General features: G+C 46.7%; 18 protein-coding genes and 1 pseudogene. 6 read left to right on the top strand and 13 right to left on the bottom strand.

Features of this window, described 5'->3' with window-relative positions; all coding sequences use genetic code 11:
* Positions 1–71 precede the first annotated feature (71 nt).
* Both QUA02_RS14355 and QUA02_RS14360 read right to left on the bottom strand, forming a co-directional pair.
* Positions 72–356: pseudogene (locus tag QUA02_RS14355) on the bottom strand (Hsp20/alpha crystallin family protein); the annotation flags it as partial.
* A gap of 253 nt (positions 357–609) precedes the next feature.
* The gene (locus QUA02_RS14360; RefSeq protein WP_333028716.1) at positions 610–897 is read right to left on the bottom strand and encodes a hypothetical protein; all 288 of its coding nucleotides are present in this window, start codon (positions 895–897) and stop codon (positions 610–612) included.
* Between the two features lie 184 nt (positions 898–1,081).
* Between QUA02_RS14360 and QUA02_RS14365 the strand changes: the two genes are divergently transcribed.
* The 5 genes from QUA02_RS14365 to QUA02_RS14385 all read left to right on the top strand — a co-directional run bounded on the left by QUA02_RS14365 (position 1,082) and on the right by QUA02_RS14385 (position 7,053).
* Positions 1,082–1,876: an MlaE family lipid ABC transporter permease subunit gene (locus tag QUA02_RS14365; protein ID WP_332984653.1), complete on the top strand. Its 795-nt coding sequence runs from the start codon at positions 1,082–1,084 to the stop codon at positions 1,874–1,876.
* Between the two features lie 53 nt (positions 1,877–1,929).
* The gene (locus QUA02_RS14370; RefSeq protein WP_333028718.1) at positions 1,930–2,322 is read left to right on the top strand and encodes a DUF3119 family protein; all 393 of its coding nucleotides are present in this window, start codon (positions 1,930–1,932) and stop codon (positions 2,320–2,322) included.
* A 59-nt stretch (positions 2,323–2,381) separates the two neighbouring features.
* The gene (locus QUA02_RS14375) at positions 2,382–3,701 is read left to right on the top strand and encodes a DUF3086 domain-containing protein (RefSeq protein WP_333028719.1); all 1,320 of its coding nucleotides are present in this window, start codon (positions 2,382–2,384) and stop codon (positions 3,699–3,701) included.
* 182 nt (positions 3,702–3,883) lie between these two features.
* On the top strand, positions 3,884–4,567 hold the full coding sequence (gene plsY, locus QUA02_RS14380; protein ID WP_333028721.1) for a glycerol-3-phosphate 1-O-acyltransferase PlsY: 684 nt from the start codon (positions 3,884–3,886) through the stop codon (positions 4,565–4,567).
* Positions 4,568–4,869: 302 nt separating this feature from the next.
* Positions 4,870–7,053: a bifunctional serine/threonine-protein kinase/ABC transporter substrate-binding protein gene (locus QUA02_RS14385; RefSeq protein WP_333028723.1), complete on the top strand. Its 2,184-nt coding sequence runs from the start codon at positions 4,870–4,872 to the stop codon at positions 7,051–7,053.
* Positions 7,054–7,279: 226 nt separating this feature from the next.
* Here the strand turns inward: QUA02_RS14385 and QUA02_RS14390 are convergent, their stop codons facing one another.
* The 9 genes from QUA02_RS14390 to der all read right to left on the bottom strand — a co-directional run bounded on the left by QUA02_RS14390 (position 7,280) and on the right by der (position 14,367).
* Positions 7,280–7,699: a hypothetical protein gene (locus QUA02_RS14390; RefSeq protein ID WP_445305170.1), complete on the bottom strand. Its 420-nt coding sequence runs from the start codon at positions 7,697–7,699 to the stop codon at positions 7,280–7,282.
* Between the two features lie 125 nt (positions 7,700–7,824).
* Complete coding sequence (proC, locus tag QUA02_RS14395; protein ID WP_333028724.1) at positions 7,825–8,670, bottom strand: pyrroline-5-carboxylate reductase; 846 nt, start codon at positions 8,668–8,670, stop codon at positions 7,825–7,827.
* A 220-nt stretch (positions 8,671–8,890) separates the two neighbouring features.
* A complete protein-coding gene (locus tag QUA02_RS14400; protein ID WP_333028725.1) occupies positions 8,891–9,511 on the bottom strand; it encodes a cell division protein SepF in 621 nt (206 codons plus the stop codon).
* Between the two features lie 117 nt (positions 9,512–9,628).
* Complete coding sequence (locus tag QUA02_RS14405; protein ID WP_333028726.1) at positions 9,629–10,294, bottom strand: YggS family pyridoxal phosphate-dependent enzyme; 666 nt, start codon at positions 10,292–10,294, stop codon at positions 9,629–9,631.
* A 79-nt stretch (positions 10,295–10,373) separates the two neighbouring features.
* Positions 10,374–10,643 (bottom strand): transcriptional coactivator PipX, encoded by a 270-nt coding sequence (gene pipX / locus QUA02_RS14410; RefSeq protein ID WP_333028728.1) that lies wholly within the window; start codon positions 10,641–10,643, stop codon positions 10,374–10,376.
* A 35-nt stretch (positions 10,644–10,678) separates the two neighbouring features.
* Positions 10,679–11,143: a holo-ACP synthase gene (gene acpS, locus QUA02_RS14415; RefSeq protein ID WP_333028730.1), complete on the bottom strand. Its 465-nt coding sequence runs from the start codon at positions 11,141–11,143 to the stop codon at positions 10,679–10,681.
* A gap of 166 nt (positions 11,144–11,309) precedes the next feature.
* Complete coding sequence (locus QUA02_RS14420; protein ID WP_333028732.1) at positions 11,310–12,305, bottom strand: energy-coupling factor transporter transmembrane component T family protein; 996 nt, start codon at positions 12,303–12,305, stop codon at positions 11,310–11,312.
* Between the two features lie 222 nt (positions 12,306–12,527).
* The gene (locus tag QUA02_RS14425; protein ID WP_333028733.1) at positions 12,528–12,851 is read right to left on the bottom strand and encodes a four helix bundle protein; all 324 of its coding nucleotides are present in this window, start codon (positions 12,849–12,851) and stop codon (positions 12,528–12,530) included.
* 154 nt (positions 12,852–13,005) lie between these two features.
* On the bottom strand, positions 13,006–14,367 hold the full coding sequence (gene der, locus QUA02_RS14430; RefSeq protein ID WP_333028735.1) for a ribosome biogenesis GTPase Der: 1,362 nt from the start codon (positions 14,365–14,367) through the stop codon (positions 13,006–13,008).
* Between the two features lie 404 nt (positions 14,368–14,771).
* On the opposite strand from der, the gene QUA02_RS14435 reads away from it, so the two are divergent.
* Positions 14,772–15,314 (top strand): acireductone dioxygenase, encoded by a 543-nt coding sequence (locus QUA02_RS14435; protein ID WP_333028736.1) that lies wholly within the window; start codon positions 14,772–14,774, stop codon positions 15,312–15,314.
* Between the two features lie 114 nt (positions 15,315–15,428).
* Here the strand turns inward: QUA02_RS14435 and QUA02_RS14440 are convergent, their stop codons facing one another.
* Positions 15,429–16,247, bottom strand: a complete 819-nt coding sequence (locus QUA02_RS14440) for a CBS domain-containing protein (RefSeq protein WP_333028739.1) — start codon at positions 16,245–16,247, stop codon at positions 15,429–15,431.
* A gap of 201 nt (positions 16,248–16,448) precedes the next feature.
* Entirely contained in the window at positions 16,449–16,925 is a 477-nt protein-coding gene (locus QUA02_RS14445; RefSeq protein ID WP_333028740.1) for a DUF732 domain-containing protein, read from the bottom strand.
* Between the last annotated feature and the right edge of the window lie 162 nt (positions 16,926–17,087).

Below are 17,087 nucleotides of genomic sequence, written 5' to 3' on the forward strand. Positions count from 1 at the left end.
TTACTTAAATGGCTTAATTGGTAGACCTCGAAAAACTGCACAAGTATAAATACTTATCGCAAAAGTGACATGCTCCCAGTCATGCCTTTGTCTTCTGTCTTAGTTTCCTGACGGCGTTCGCCGCTGATAGCAACAGCTTCTGCTGTGACTTGCACGTCCAAATCCTTAGCTTCCATGCCCGGAATTTCTAACTTAAGGTGGATGGCTTCGGGAGTTTCATCCAGTTCAGCGGCGGGTACAAAAGCAACACCGTTAGATGCGCGATCGGTTGCTGGCGTCAAGCTATCAAACAACCGATTCATTTCTCGCTGCAAGGAGTCCATTTCCCGCAAAGGTTCCCAACGAATAAGTGCCATAACTAATACCTCGAATCTCTTAAGTTTGTAAAGGTTGAGAACAACTTGACTCAACTTGTATTTAATATATTCCAGCTCCCGAAACTGGGAGATTCGGTTTTCTGCAAAAAGGCCGATCGCATTTCCGAACATTCGCGATCGGTATTGTAAAATCATCAAAAGGTGCGGGTATCCGATCCAACCCGAACCGAGCAATTTTAGATTTTAGATTCGATCGCGCAATTCCCATCTAAAATCTAAAATCGAAGTTCGCTTAACTCCACCGCGAATGCTGATAAGAAGCGTAGGTATCAAACAAAGCACCCACCAAACCAAAAGTTAGGCCGATCACCAAAAAACCCTGGAGGGGACAGCCGCTGCCGAAAGTAGCTAAGAACTGCAACATCAGGTCTTCCCCAGAACGACCAACTCCTTGGAGAGCAGGCACCAGGCCGATCAGCGAAAAGCTAGTCAATCCCGCGCCGATTAACAATAAGGGGGCGACAAAGCTCAACAGGCTGGTCAGCAGTAGAGAGCGAAGAAAATTAGGAAAAATGCTCATAAGAGTTGGTAAATTCAGCTAAACTGCCGAAAGGTGCAAGCAAACAAAACTTGTCCTTTTCTACGATAGGCAGCGATCGCCCTCCGCGACCAATTCCGTCAAAAATCTTAAATGTTAGAGAAAAAACTTGTTTAAGATTTGTAGATAGATTTCATTTTTGCAGTTGTTCTACAGTCGAAATCCCTTGAGCACTACCACACCATCGAACCTCAGTTTGTGGAGTCAGCGGTTGCTGGCAGCAATTTTATTGGGCGGCCAAGTCATGCTGCACTTGCTGAAGGGCAAAATTCACCGCCGCAACACCCTCGACCAAATGGCAGCAGTCGGCCCGGAATCTCTGCTGATTGCTTTGCTGACTGCGGCTTTTGTCGGCATGGTATTTACGATTCAGGTAGCGAGGGAGTTTATTAACCTCGGTGCCGGCAATGTCGTCGGCGGCGTTTTGGCTTTGTCTTTGACTCGCGAACTCGGCCCCGTCTTAACAGCCGTGATCGTGACGGGACGGGTAGGTTCGGCTTTTGCAGCGGAAATCGGCACTATGCAGGTCACAGAGCAGATAGATGCCCTGCTGATGCTCAGAACAGACCCGATCGACTATTTAGTAATTCCCCGCGTCCTTGCTTGCTGCTTGATGCTGCCAATTTTAACCATCTTGTCCCTCGTCACCGGTATGGCCGGCGGGCTGCTGATTGCTACGACGATGTACGGCGTCTCTCACAGCGTGTTTTTAGAATCAGTCCGCAATTTCCTGACTCTGTGGGATATTTGCAGCGCAGCAATTAAGGCTTTTGTGTTCGGTGGTTTGATTGCTGTAATCGGCACTAGCTGGGGTTTGACCACCACCGGCGGGGCAAAAGGCGTCGGCCAATCGACTACTACGGCGGTGGTGACGGCAATGCTTGCTATTTTTATCTTGAACTTTTTGATGACTTGGCTGATGTTTCAGGGCACGGGCAGTAGCGTACTCAAAGGCTTGTAAGCTAGGAAACGGTAAAATATAAAGTATTGACAAAATTCGTTTAACTTAAGCCCGTGACTGCAACTGCCTCTTCGACTGCGCCGACAAATACGATCGAGCTCGCCCCCAGTTATGCGATTCCCCTAGTCCTGGTACTGGCGGCGATACCGCTGCTGTTCGTGCAGAAGTGGGCGAGTTTGCCGCTTTCGCTGTTCGGCTTGTTTCTGATGTACCAAGCCGCCACCATCCGGCTACAATTCACCCCAACCGATTTGGACATTTATCGATCGTCCAACTTAATCCGCCGCTTTCCTTTCCGAGAATGGCAAAATTGGCGGATATTTTGGCCCGCTGTGCCGATTTTGTTCTATTTCAAAGAAATTAACAGCATTCACTTTCTGCCGGTTCTGTTCGATCGTAAAATGCTACAGACCTGTTTAGAACAGCGCTGTCCCCGTCAAGACTGAAAAAGTTGTTAGTTTTAAATTTTTAACTTTTCCGTGCCCCACGCCGAACCAAATTTCCCATGAATTCAGACGAATCTCCAACCCAAGAACCGCAAGCACAACCAGCCCCTGACGGCGAACCAAATTTACCCGCGAACGAGACGGAGTACCAACTGCCATCTCAGACAGGAGATTTGTCGATCGATCTTCAGGCGGACGCCGCCCAACTCCCGCTCGAAATAGACCCCTGGGGTGAGGAAGATGCCGAAATCGCCCAATTCGTGGACGAAGCAAGCGCCGCAGCCCAAATCCCGCCCAATACCGACGATCGCGCCTCAGAAAGTCCGATCGAGCAAAGTTCGCCACCAACAGACTCTCAGCCAACAGAAACAGCAGAAACGGTAACAGACATCCCTGAAAATGTTACCGAACAGTTGGCCCTGAGAGTCAAAAAATTGCAGCAGCAAGAACAAGATTTGACTGAAAGAATTGCCGCCTTGGAAGCCGACAAAGCCAAGGCCGTAGAAGCGTTGGGCGAGGCTCAAGCATCGATCGGGCGTTTGGTACAAGACGGCTTGATTCAACTAGATCAGCGCAAACAAGCGCTGCAAATCGAAGTAGAAAAACTCGAACGCCGGCGCGATCGAATTCAAAAGGAAATGCGGACGACTTTTGCGGGCGTTTCCCAAGATTTAGCAATTCGAGTCCAGGGTTTCAAAGACTATCTAGTCGGCAGTTTGCAGGATTTGGCCGCTACCGCCGAACTCTTAGATTTGACGCCACCCGTGCAAGAGACGCCCAAGCAAATTCCTGCTGAGGAGTCTCAATCCTCAGCACCGATAAATCCCAGATTTTCCGAACAGGGATTTCAAGAACAAGCCAAACAAATTCGCCGCACCCTCGATCAATATCGCACTCTCCCCGACTACTACGGCCCCCCTTGGCAACTCCGCCGCACTTTTGAACCCATCCACGCGGAACGAGTTTCTAACTGGTTTTTCACTCAAGGAGGAAGGGGTGCTTTGCGGACTATGGGTTCGCGCTTGCAAAATATCTTGATTACTTCGACAATTATTTCTGTGCTCAGAAGCGTCTACGGCGGACGGGTGCGGACTTTGGTGCTCGCGAACAGTCCCGAACGTTTGGGAGAGTGGCGCCGGGGTTTGCAGGACTGTTTGGGCATTACTCGCAGCGATTTTGGCCCGGAACGGGGGATTATTATGTTCGAGTCTGCAGAGGCTTTGGCTCAAAAAGCCGATCGACTGGTGAAAGATGGCAAATTGCCCCTAATTGTCATTGATGAAACTGAGGATTTAATTAGTTTGTCAATCCTGCAATTTCCGCTATGGCTGGCCTTTGCTGCCGATCCGCAAACTTTGATGGCTGCTAAGGATTTTTGAACTCAAATCCGGGCGAATAGAATTCGCTGCTATACAAACAAAGTCCGCCTGCGCGGACTGAATAAAATCTGGGGGAAACTAACCGGAATTGCTTCTTCCTTCTTCTTCTTCCATCCGTTACATCCGTTACAGAATCCGTTGCCGAACTTCTTTCTCCTGTACAACAAATCTAAAATTAAAACATGGCTAGCTGGATAATTTTAAATGGGACATTGCTAATCGCAGCTTACCTACTGGGTTCGATTCCGACTGGGTACGCCTTGGGGAAATGGATGCTGGGAATTGATATTCGAGAGGTTGGTTCGGGTTCGACTGGTGCGACTAACGTACTGAGGACTTTGGGGAAGTGGCCGGGGTTGGGGGTGTTGCTGGTTGACGTGTTGAAGGGGGTAAGTGCGATCGTCCTAATTCGCTACATTTACTCGATCGATTTTACCCAGCAGCTAGCAACCGCCGCAAATTTAGAAAATACTGCAACTGTCATTCCTTGGATGGCAACTTTAGCGGGTTTATTTGCAGTTTTAGGCCACAGCAAATCGATTTGGCTGGGGTTTACGGGCGGCAAATCTGTGGCTACGAGTTTGGGAGTTTTGCTGGGTTTGTACTGGCCCGTCGGCTTGGGAACTTTCGGAATTTTCGGGATAGTTTTTGCCGTATCGCGAATTGTTTCTTTAAGCTCGATTATCGGTGCAATTAGCGTAGCTGGATTGATGTTTGCTTTAGATCAGCCGCTAGCTTATGTATTGTTTGGCATTGCGGGCGGCGTATTTGTCATTGTGCGGCACCGCAGCAACATTCAGCGGCTGTTAAATGGTACGGAACCGAGAATTGGGGAGAAATTGGAAACTGCAGCTAGCGATCGATAATTAGTATTGTTGTAGCGCTGGTTGCAGATTACCATTTCTATGTCCCATCTTCGATTTAAGCTTTTGCAGGAGGCATTGCAGCGCACTATACAGCTTAGAATCCCTGAACTGAGAAATGCTGTTTAGAATGCTGTTTTGCAGTTGAGCAGGCGTTATACCCTCAACAAACCCGATTAAATCTCCCGAATTCCTGATTTTGATCGCAGTCCCTGAAGTCACTGCCGATAGGGGTCTTAATTTATCTGGCGGGATAAAAGAACCCGCAGCTTGCGGAACTTCAAACTGTACTGTAAGGGACACATTTGTCAAGCTTTCCAAAACTATATCATTCACAGTCAAAGGGAAATTTTTACTTAATTCAAGAATCTATCGAAGGAACTCCGCTAAATAAAGAACTAATTTCCGGCAAGCAGTTTCGGGAGTCAGAAGTTATCGATTTATTGGTGGATATTTTGTCAGTTTTAGATTGCGTCCACTCTCAAAAGATTATTCACCGCGATCTGAAACCGTCAAACTTGATCCGGCGCAAGCTTGACGGCAAAATTGTGTTAATTGACTTTGGGGCAGTAAAAGGTATTAGCAATTTGGCGATCGAGTCAGGGCAAATAACTCAAACTCGCGTCATCGGTACAGAGGGTTATATGCCGGCGGAACAGTGGAAAAATCAGCCCAGATTTAACAGCGATATCTATGCTGTGGGAATCATCGGCATTCAAGCGATCGCAGGCTTAGATATTGAAGAACTTTTTAATCATAAAAAAACTGGGGAACTCGTCTGGCACTACTCAACCCCCGATCGCCCGATCGTCCAAATTAGCGACAAGCTGCAAAAAGTTTTAAATAAGATGGTGCGCTACCACTTTAACGATCGCTATCAATCCGCTGCTGAAGTTTTGCAGGATTTGCGATCGCTGGTGGTATCGCCCTCACCGCCGTCGAGAGTACAGCCGCCACGCAGACGGAGAAATAAATTGAGAGTTATGATGCCGATTGAGACTCTTGAGCAGGTGGGAGTGGAATATTCGATCGCCAGTGACAGCAGGACACCTTTGGCATCAAACCCTCGTTTAGTCCTCCCAGATGGTTTAAGTGCCGGAGAAAAAATTCTCCTTACAAGTTCTCGTCCTCGGTTAAAGCAAAGAGGAGTTAAAGAATTTGCAGCTTCAAATTCAGAGAAAGCTTTTAATTTATTCCAAGAATCGTGGCAGAAAGAATACGCCAAAGATCCAGAAACTTTAGTTTACACGAACAATGCTTTTCTGGAGGTCAGCAACGCTCCTTTTTACACAATTGCTGTAGCCCTTCCCATGTGTCAGAGAAATTCAGACAGTTTTGCTCAGCTTGGCGAGCAGGCAAAAGAATTTCTGCGCGGAGTGGCTCAAGCGCAAACTGAAGTTAATTTGGGACTGTCCAATAAGAGCGATCGGGAATTTCCAGGCCTGGGTTTTTTACCAAGTAAAACCATTAACGGCAAAGGACTTAAAGTAATTATTGCTGACGATGCGAACGATGAAGAGGAGGCAAAACAAAGAGCAATTTCATTGGTAAATCAACCGGATATTTTAGCAGTTCTCGGTCACGCTAGCAGCGACATGACAATGCACGCGGTAGATATTTACAATCAAAATAATCTGGTTTTGATGTCTCCGGGTGCCGCCACGGAAGAACTGACCTATGAACCTAGGAAATTTTTCTTTCGCACTCAATATACGAGCAGTTTAATTGCCCAAGATTTAGCCGATTATCTCATCGGAAAAAATCAAAAAAAAGTAGCAATTTTATACAATCAGGCAAGTCCATTCAGTGCATCTTTCAAGGAAGAGTTCACAAAGTATTTTCGAGACATCAAAGGGGGAAAAATAGTCGGGATTCGCGATTTCGATTTATCTAAAAAAGACTTCAGCGCCCAAAGAGCAATAAAGGAAATCCAGGCCAGCGGAGAAACTGCGATCGTGTTAGTTCCAGACCCTCATGTTAGGAGAGCCCTAGACAGCGCATTTGAGATAATAAAACTTAACGGCGAGCGCAATTGGATTGTCGGGGCATGGATGCTGATGTGTCCGCAAATGTTGGAACTTGCATCCGGGCAACAGCAAAAGTTGTTCAAAAAATTAATCTTTTCTGTTGGCTGGCATCCCTTAAACAGCCCCAACCAAGCATTTCCTCAACAGGCTCGATCGCTGTGGGGAGAAGAGGGAAATACTCGTACAGCTTCAGCTTACGATGCAGCGCGCGCCCTCATAAAAGCCTTGGAAATGCAGCTAAAACCCAGTCGCAAAGGAATGCAAAAAATGCTTTTATCTCCTGATTTTAGCGCCGAGGGAGCAACAGGAACCATTCAGTTTAACTCGCCGAACAATGGCGATCGCAAAAATCCCCCCACCGATTTGGTGCATATTGTAGAATGTCCAAAAGAACAGTTCGGCCTCGCTTTTGTTCCCGTCAAGTATTCGACAGCGGCAGAGGCTGGTTTAAAATGCGATTGAACTCGTTTTTTATTGATTCAATTAGTTTTTGTCCGTAATTCGTATCTAGGTATAGCGCTTAATAAAATCCCTAAAATTTTCCCCACATCCCTCAGATAATATTCGATCGCATCAATAGAAACAATATTCCCCTCTAACTTCAAAAATCTCCACACAGTACCCGATGTCACGGATCCATAAATAATTGGGATATTATTTCCCTCCTCTTCGTTAAATAACTGAGCGGCTAACATTTCATTTCCGCTGCACACTGTCCCAACCCAGCCTTAATATCTTCTTTTTTAGCTTCAACCAGCGTAATCACAGGGGCGCTGATAAACAGGCGTTCCGCTGACAAACTCATTAAAAAATCGCAGGTTCCATTCAATCCTTTTTCAGGAGCTACATTAAACTCTGAACCGGAAAATAAACCAATTTGATAATTTAACTGCCGCCTAACTTCAAGTAAAATCGGTGCGATAATCAGTTCAGAACGAGCTTTTTCTGTATTGATGTCTACTGCTAATGCTGCGTTTTCTTTTAACGATAATTTCAGGATTTCGCTAGATTCTACTTCTGAGATATCGGCAAATAAATCTTGATTTTCGTTGAGAGTTAAGTCAAATTGCTTGACCAGTTCCTTCAGCTTGAAATCGCTATAAGCCATCTTGATACCATTTTAGATTTTAGATTTTAGATTTTAGATTTTAGATTGGAAATGACTGACTAGATATGGTTTGGGGCTTGCCGGCAGTTGCGTTATTTTTTACGAATTATATAAATTCTCTGTTGTTATTTTCCCAATTCTTGAGAACGCAAACAAGCTGCTTTCACTGCTTCGATCAAGGCAGAACGAAAGCCGCTGCTCTCTAATTTAGCAATTCCCGCGATCGTCGTGCCGCCGGGACTTGTAACTCGATCTTTCAATTCTGCCGGGTGCATTCCCGTTTCTTGCAACAGCTTCGCCGTACCGAATACTGTTTGCAGGGCTAATTGGGAGGCGATCGCCCGCGGCAGACCAGCACAAACTCCGCCATCTGTCAAGGCCTCGATCAAAATCGCAACATAACCGGGCCCGGAACCCGAAAGGCCCGTCACCGCATCCAGCATACTTTCGGGCACTTCCACTACTTCTCCCACGGCCTGAAAGATGCGCTTTACCAATTCTAAATCAGCCGGTTGAACGAGTTTCCCCGGAGCGATCGCGCTCATTCCCGCCCCCACCGTCGCCGGAGTATTCGGCATCACACGCAGCACTCCCCGCCCGGGAAACGCTGGTTCTAGCTTGCTGAGCGGCACTCCTGCCAAAATCGACACTACCACCGCTTCTGGCTGGGAATTAGCCGTTTCTCCATTATTTCCCTGTTTGCGATCGGCCGCCACGGCCAACTCCAAAGCTACCGTATCAAAAACTTGGGGTTTAATCGCCAAAAACAGCACTTCTGTAGCGGCAGCAACTTCTAGATTGCTGGCTGTTGTTCCGATCCCGTATGTCTCTGTCAAAAACTCGCGGCGCTTTACCCCTGGCTCGCTCACCAAGATTTCAGAAGGCAAATAAACTTTTTGTGCTATTAAGCGGGATAAGAGAGCTTCCCCCATTACCCCGCCGCCGATCGTACCAAATTTTATGTTAGTCATTAGTCATTAGTCAGTTATCCGTTGTCAGTAGTCAGTTATCAGTTGTCAGTTGTCAATTATCAGTTGTCATTGGTTACTTAGTTGTTAGCTAATGTTATGAATCCGCAGTCTTTATTCCACAGTTATTAGTTGTTAACTATTGACTGCTGACTACTGACTACTAACTACTGACTACTGACCGCTGTCAACTGACCGCTGTCAACTGTCAACTGTCAACTGACTACTGAGCCATTTGAGCTTGTTCTGCCGGCCAAACTGTCGGTGCAGGAGCAGCAGCGCGGGGCCGTCCTTGAGCTGGCGGCACTTCGTGAACCACACCCGACTGAGTTCTCACCTGCACGCAGCTAGGCGTAAACAAGAAAATACTTTCGCCAATTCGTTCTTGATGACCGTCAAGAGCGTAAGTACCGCCCGCCACAAAGTCCACAGCTCTTTGCGCTTGGTCTGGGTCCATCACCGTCAGGTTCAAAACCACAGACTTGCGTTCCTTAAGAGCTCGAATTGCTGCCGGCATCTCTTCAAAGGTGCGCGGCTCCATGACCACTACTTCCGAAATCCCGTTCATAGCTCCAGGCATTCCAATCACGTTATTCATAACTGACCCTACTCCCCCGGTTGGTGCAACAACATCCGTACCTGTCGATCCTACTACTGACCGCTCCCGCATTCTGCTATTTTGGCGGCGTTCTTCTGCTGCTGCGGCTGCTGCGGCTGCTGCGTTCGGTTCAGGCGGTTGGTAGACGTTCTGAAAGCGATCGCCTTCGGTTTCGTCGTACTCGTAATCGTACTCAGGCTCATTGTTGAAGCCTATAAAATCTCGCAGCTTGGAAATAACGTTCATGATTTACCCTCCGTCACGACTTTGCTGCCCCGACTATACTCGCGTTGCGGGCTAGTCGTGGGTCGCTGACTAATTTATATTTAACCCAAGTTGTCTCGATCGTCAGAGATCAATTAACTATCTCTTCCTAGAGCCAAATAAGGTTTGTCCTAGCCGTATCATAGTAGCACCTGCCTGAATTGCCAAATGATAATCTCCCGACATCCCCATGGAGAGCTGCTGCATTTGAATGCGGGGAAAATTTTGCCGATCGATTTTGTCACCAAGTTCGCGGGTGCTGTTAAACAATTCTAAGATTTGCGAGTCATCTAATCCCAGCGGAGGTATTGTCATCAAACCTTGAATTTTGATATGCTGACAATTGTTGAGTTCTGGGAGGTCGGCAAGCAGTTCTGGGACGCTCCAGCCGTATTTGTCCGGGTCGGGCAACATTTTGACTTGCAGGCAGACTTGGGGAGAGCAGGACTGTTCGCCCGCCAAGCGCGAGAGCCGAGTCGCGAGTTTTAAGTTGTCGAGAGAGTGAATCCACTGGAAATGCTCTAAGGCCTTGGCTGCTTTGTTCGCTTGCAAGTGACCGATCAAGTGCCAGTTGATATCCGGCAAATCTTGCAGTTGGCTTTGTTTTTCGGCAGTCTCTTGAACCTTACTCTCGCCAAAATCCCGGATGCCGGCGTCGTAGGCTTCGCGGATAGCATCAGTCGGTACCTGTTTGGTAACGGCAATTAACCGCACTGATTCGGGCAAGTGTTGGCGAATGCTGTTAATTCGAGAGGCAATGGTCATGGGTGCTGAACGCTCTTGACTGGAGGGAAGGAAAATTGAGACAGTTACCAATTACCAAGTTACCAATTACCGATTTTTGCTATAGAAACGTGCGCTTGTGAATCGCCTGCAATTGGTCGTACTCCTGATATTGACCGCTGCGACGGAGGGTTCGCAGGCGAATTTCGAGCATAAGGCGAGCGTCGGAGCGACTGATGGGTTCAAATCTCAGCCCGCCAGGGCCGTTTGTTACCAAAAAAAATAGGCGCTGGGCGTATAGGGTGGTAAATAATTCTTGGCTGTCTTCAACCTTGGATACCCTGAAGAGGAGGCCAAAGTTGGGATGATTCAGGTAAGTTTCGGTAGTCATTCAAGTTTATAGTCGGTCAATTTTAGATTAAAGATTTAGATTTTAGGTTTTAGTTTCGGTGTTTGTGGGACGGGGTTGTTCTCAGGCGGGGTGCAAAGGGCGATCGCCGTAGCCGTGCAATAGTCTCCGTCGTGGCTGAGGCTTAATTGCCACTGGCAATTTCCCCAAACAGAGGCTCGTGCTGCTGCTGTTCGGTGCAGTTGCACGTTTGGAGCACCGTTTTCGGAGCGCCGAATTTCCACATCTGCATACCGTATTCCCCGCCATCCCGTGCCCAGGGCTTTGACAACGGCTTCTTTTGCTGCCCAGCGCCCCGCTAGTTGGTTGCAGGAAACTCGATTCATTTTACCTTTAATGCTGCTGTGTTGAGAATTTAGTTGCCCGCAATCCCTTTGTTCGGCGGGCGTGTAAACTTTTTCGAGGAAGCGATCGCCAAAGCGGTCTAATGCGGCTTGAATGCGGGGAACATATACGATATCTGTCCCGAGATAGATGTTCAAGGTCTTGGATCTCTAAATATTTGTCTCCATTACTTTAGCAGGACTGTCGCGTACCAGACAAAACTTACTCAAAGGTAAGCCTGTGCTCCAAACCACGAGCTTCCTCCCTCATTCCCAATTCTTCACTATTATTCAATCTAAAATCTAAAATCTAAAATCTAAAATCTTAACTGTCCCAACCCCAAACCAAGCGGGCGCTCCAGAGGACGAGCAAGCAGCCGAGGGCTATCCAGTCTCGGATTTTGAAGTGCAACTGGTGCCATTCTACGCGGTGTCGATCGGGACTGGTGAAGCCGCGAACTTTCATTGCGCTGGCTATTTGTTCAGCTCGCAAAAGCAAGTTTTCTAACAGCCGCTCGGCTATCATCAACCAAACTTGAGCGGTGCGGCGAAATCCGAGTTTTTTCCAGTTGATGGCTCTGGTACTGACCGATCGCACTAAATTTTGTACTTCTTCCAATACTAGGGGAATGAACCGCAAAGATAAAGTTAATGTTAATGCTATTTCGGTAATAGGCCAGTTCAAGCGGCGCAGAGGCTGCATTAAGTTTTCGATCGCGCTGGTGATTTCTTCGCTGGCTGTGGTAAGGAGGTAGAGGTTGGTACTGTAAATTACTGTAAAAAATAGGGTGCTGACGTTGATACCTAAATCTAGGGATTTGCGGGTGATTTTAATCGGGCCGCCTTTGAATAAAACGTAACTGTATTTTGTGGGTTGGGGAAGGGAATTTTGGATTTGGGATTTGGGATTTTGGATTGGGGAGTTTGAGCCTAAGTTAAAAGGTTTGTACCAGGGTTTTTTGGGGGCTGGTTCGGGAAGGGTGGCGGGCTGTTGGGAAAAGGTTAATTCGTCGGCGGGGATGCGGGGCTGGTGTTCTGAGGGGAGTGCGTCGGGGGCGATCGCGCTGAGGCAAAATACTAAAATGCAGAATAGCAGCAGCACTCCCATTTGCTGTTTCCACACGCGCAGGGGAATTGATGCTGTTAGTGTCAGGATAATTAACATTCCGACTAGCATCAACCGCCAGATGGGATTGGCGAGTATTGGCGCGATCAGAAATGTCATCAACCAAGCTAATTTTACGCGGGAGTCGAGACGGTGGAGCCAGGTTACGGGTTGTTCTAGGTACAATCCTATGGGGAGCGATCTAAGTAAGTCCATCTTGCGATTTTAGATTTTAGATTTTAGATTTTAGATTGTTTGATTGGGGATTATTTGATTGTTTGATTGGCGATTGTTTGATTGTTTGATTGGGGTTTGCTTGATTGTTTGATTGGGATTGCTTGATTTGGAATTTTTTGATTGTTTGATTTGGAATTTTTTGATTTTTGGTTGGGATTGTTTGATTTTAGCTTGGCAATTTTTGTGGGATTTTAGATTTTTTTATTTGCGATTGGCTGTTGGGTTTTTAGCAATTAAAGTTTTGATGAAGGCAACTGTCATCGCTAAAATTTCATTCGTTTCTGACATGATACTCCTCAAATTAGTGGTATCTACTAATTCAGCTTCAACTATCAACTCCATCCAGTACAAACATTCATCCGCTTCTTCTTCCACTATTCTGAGTTTGGCAATTAAGTCTGCTGTCGATCTAGCGCGACAAGCGGCTCGATAGTTAGCCCCGACAGAAGTTCCTGAACGAATTAACTGCTTGCCAATTACCTCAGAAACGGTATTTTTTGGCAGTGAACTTACTAACTTAATCACTCTCTATGCTAGCTGCTTCGTTCTTTGTTTAAACTCTTGTTCGTTCATCCGATATTTAGATTTTAGATGAAAAATTTAGCTGTAATTGGCCATCAATTTTATCATCTAACAGCGTCTTTTCTTCAATCTAAAATCCAAAATCGAAAATCGAAAATCACTTGACACGCAATGCTCTGTTTGTGCTGCTTTGTTCGGATTCCCGAACTTTTTTGCCTCTCCAAAGTAAGCGCATTGGTGTGCCGGTAAAGCCTAGGTGTTTGCGGAATTGGCTTTCCATGTAGCGGCGGTAATTTTCGGTAAAGCGTTTGGGATCGTTGACGAATAGGGCGATTGTCGGCGGCTGCGATCGCACTTGAGTACCGTAATAGATTTTGCCTTGTTTTCCTTGGCGGGTGACAGGGGCTGAGTGCCAGCTTGTGGCTTCTTCTATTACTTCGTTAATGACGGCGGTGGCGACGCGGCGCTTGTGTTCGTCGGAGGCTTTGTCTACTAATTCAATGATTTTTTCAACTCGCTGTCCGCTCATGGCGCTCACAAAAATCATTTCTGCCCAGTCGAGGAAATAAAGTCGGGTTCTTACTTCTCTTTCGTACTCGTAGATGGTGTCGGAGTCTTTTTCTACAGCGTCCCATTTGTTGACGACTATGATGCAGGCTCGACCTTCTTGGCTGATGCGATCGGCTAATTTTTGGTCTTGATCTGTAACGCCGTCAATTGCATCAATTACTAACAGTATTACGTTGGCGCGGCGGATGGCTTTGAAAGCGCGGTTGATGCCGAAAAATTCTGCGCCGTATTCGACGTTTTTCTTTTTGCGGATTCCGGCTGTGTCGATCAGGCGGTAGGTTTGACCGTTGCGTTCTACTAAGGTGTCGATCGCATCGCGGGTAGTGCCGGAAATCGGGCTGACTATGGCGCGGTTTTCTCCGAGAAATGCGTTTAACAAACTCGATTTCCCGACATTGGGACGACCGATAATTGCTACTTTAATTTCGTCTACTTCGGGTAGTGCTTCTGTGGGAAGGTGAGTAATTAATTTGTCGAGCAATTCGCCGGTGCCGTTCCCGTGAATGCCAGAAATTGGGTAAGGTTCTCCCATTCCCAATTGCCAAAAGTCTGCTGCTTGGGTAAGCCCTGTATTTTCCGATTCGCACTTGTTGACGGCGAGAATGACGGGGACTTTTTGCAGTCTCAGCCAAGATGCGATCGATTCGTCGCCGCCGGTGAGCCCGGTTTGTCCGTCTACTACGAAAATGGCTGCGCTGGCTTCTGCCAGGGCCGCCAGTGCTTGTTCGCGAATTAAAGGCAGAAATTCGGTGTCGTCGTCGAATACTAGCCCGCCGGTGTCTACGACTTGATATTCCCGATCTGCCCAGTATGCTGGTCTGTACGTGCGATCGCGCGTGATTCCCGGTTCGTCGTGGACGATCGCGTCTTGGGTGTTGGCTAAACGGTTGACGATCGTCGATTTGCCTACATTGGGGCGTCCAATAATAGCAACTATAGGTAGAGGCATAAAAGTAGCAGCAATTAGGCTGCGCCGTAATTTTGAGCTTTAGTCTTCTATTGTAAGCTAATCTGACGGGAATTTTATAGATTGAGCCTGTGTTTCTGTCTTTTCATGCTGTAGGCGGTGTTCTGCCGATCGCCCCTTTAAACATCGAACCATAAAAAATAAGCAGAGCCTATGGATCTGCATTCCCAGCCCGACCCTGAGAACTAGAAATAAAACTTAAAAAACCCAATAAATTATCTCATGTGTGGTAATTCTTTGATGATTGTGAAGGTATATCTCGCATTTTAGCGATCGGCTATTATTGAAAATAACCAAAAGTTTAGTTTTTGACGGAAGCTTAAAACAGCAGCTTAAAACTCGAAACTAAATTATCTTCATCAAAGCCAATAAATAGGTGGTGTAATATGGCTGTTCTGCAACTAGAAGACGGTAGGACATATACGGAACTCAAGGCGATCGCTAGCCAACTGGCTGTTTTAGATATTGAGATGGATCGTCTGCCAACGAACGCAAATCCTGCGGTTCAAGAACTGCTAGTCCAAGACATTCTCAATGTAACGGAAAAACAGCAGATACTTGCAGCATTTAAAACCGAGTTTGAATACTTCAAGCGTGCAAGCGGATGTCAGTGGTGCGACTTAAAAGTGCTGCACGCCGGTTCGCAGCAGATTTACGCGCTGATGACTCAAAGCGATCGCACTCACACGCACACAGATGCAGAAGTTCTTCACATTTTAGCTGGGGAATGTGTTTTTGGGTTTGTGTATTCTAACGGAGCTCAGGTACAATTAATGCTGCAAGCTGAAGAATACATTAAAGTACCCGCAAATACCGAACATTGGTTTTATCTCACTCCGTCGCTGTACTTGAAAGCCGTGCAGTATTACACCACTGCTCGAGGATGGGTTCCTCAGTATACTAACAGGAAACTCAAAATTAAAAACTAAATGATATAGAGGACACGGCACTGCCGTGTCCCTACAATTGATCGCGGTAGGGACACGGCAGTGCCGTGTCCTCCGTTTATATCATTCCGATGCTAACGGAATTGATATTACCCATTAAATGCTATCTAATGCAGTGGGTGCGGCAATTTCAATCTCTTCGCAGCGCTGCAAAAGCGCTTCTATTTCCTGAGCGAGAAAAATTACTTCCGGCCAAGAAGAACCGTTGATTAAATCTTGAGCATGAGCTAATTTGTTTCTCAATGCTTCTGCTGACTTTAAAAAACGCTCCCCGTAGCGTTTGGATTTGAGCCCCAGCCGATCGACTATTTCGGCATTCGTCAGAATTAAATCTCGCTTGTCGCAGAATTGCAGGTAATCGATTAAGTCAATTGCTTCATTTCGCGATCGCCCCAATTCCCACAGGTGTTTTGCGGCTAAGATACGATCGCCCTTAAGCAATTTCTGCCAAGAATCTTGGGGAAAGTAGATCCGCACAATCCGCAATAAATTCATTTCCAAAAGCGTCACCAATCCAAACAGCAGCATCCGCACCGGTGCTTTTTGCAAATCGCCGCAGGTAACGATACCGTTGATCCTGTTGCTTTCCAATACAAATAATCTCGGTTTTTCTCGCAGCAGCGGCAGCAATTCCATCAGCGGAGTGGCGGCGGCGATTAATTCAGAGGGGTGGAAAATTTGCTGGTAGTCGCTGCACTTGCCTGTAATTAAGTGCGATCGTTCTACATAGCCGCAAACCGTGCCGTTTTCTTCGATACCGAGCACGTCAAAATCGCGGGCCTCCATCCACGATCGCAATTTGGCTGCTTCTTCGCAAGCGGGGACAGATTTCAGCGGTTCCGCGAGATATTTAACTGTAATGCTGTCTTTGAATAAATCCCGTAAGTCGGCGGAACTTGATTTTAAATGTTTCATCTCATGTCCGGTAATTTCATGGATCGTTGCGCGACAAAAGGACAATTAATATTTTAACTGCAAGTAAAGACGCGGCATTACCGTGGGGATCATCTCAGTTTTGTAAAAAGGGTTTTTTAGGAGTGCGAGGGGGACGATCGCACGGAGAGTAAAATCAAAACTGAGATGCTGCCTTACCGTGTCCCTACAGATTTCATGGTATTACTTACTGGCTAATTCCGGGCAATAATGATTGGCGGCAAGAGTGGTAACAATATCGGCATCGGCGAGAAAGCTTTCTTTGGCAGTTGGATTTTCGATACTTGCAGCTTGCCCGATCGCCCTTAATTTAACTTCCGGGAGAGAAAGTCCAGATTTTGCTTCCGCGCACATTCTTTTAGCAGCCGCAATTTTTTGACCGGGAGTTCTTTGAATTGCTTGCAATAAATTGTCCGTTGCTTCTGGGGAGTAGCTTTTTGCTAAGCGTTTGTAGTCTTCTATAAATTTCCCATCGTTTCCTGTCAGCTTAATATCGGATTCTTGAGGCGAACACAACAGATTTAAGTTAATTACTTCTCCTGCTGAGTTGACCAGAAAACATCCTTCGCGTTCTTGGGCGATCGCGCTTTTGTCGAGCGGTACAAATTGTATAATAATAAGGGCGGACAAAACAGCAGTTATACGCGAGTATTTTAGCATTGGAATTACGTGATATAGTTGGGATTTTTAACCGCAGAATGCGGATAAAAGCGGTGTTATTGAGTCAGAGCGTGTCCGGTAAATTAACCGAAATAATTGTAGGGGCGGGTTTCACCAACAATCTATAATTATCACTAAAAATCTACATAAACCCGCCCTCCA

Source organism: Microcoleus pseudofavosus SVA1_A4, from assembly GCF_036700565.1.
GTDB lineage: Bacteria > Cyanobacteriota > Cyanobacteriia > Cyanobacteriales > Microcoleaceae > Microcoleus.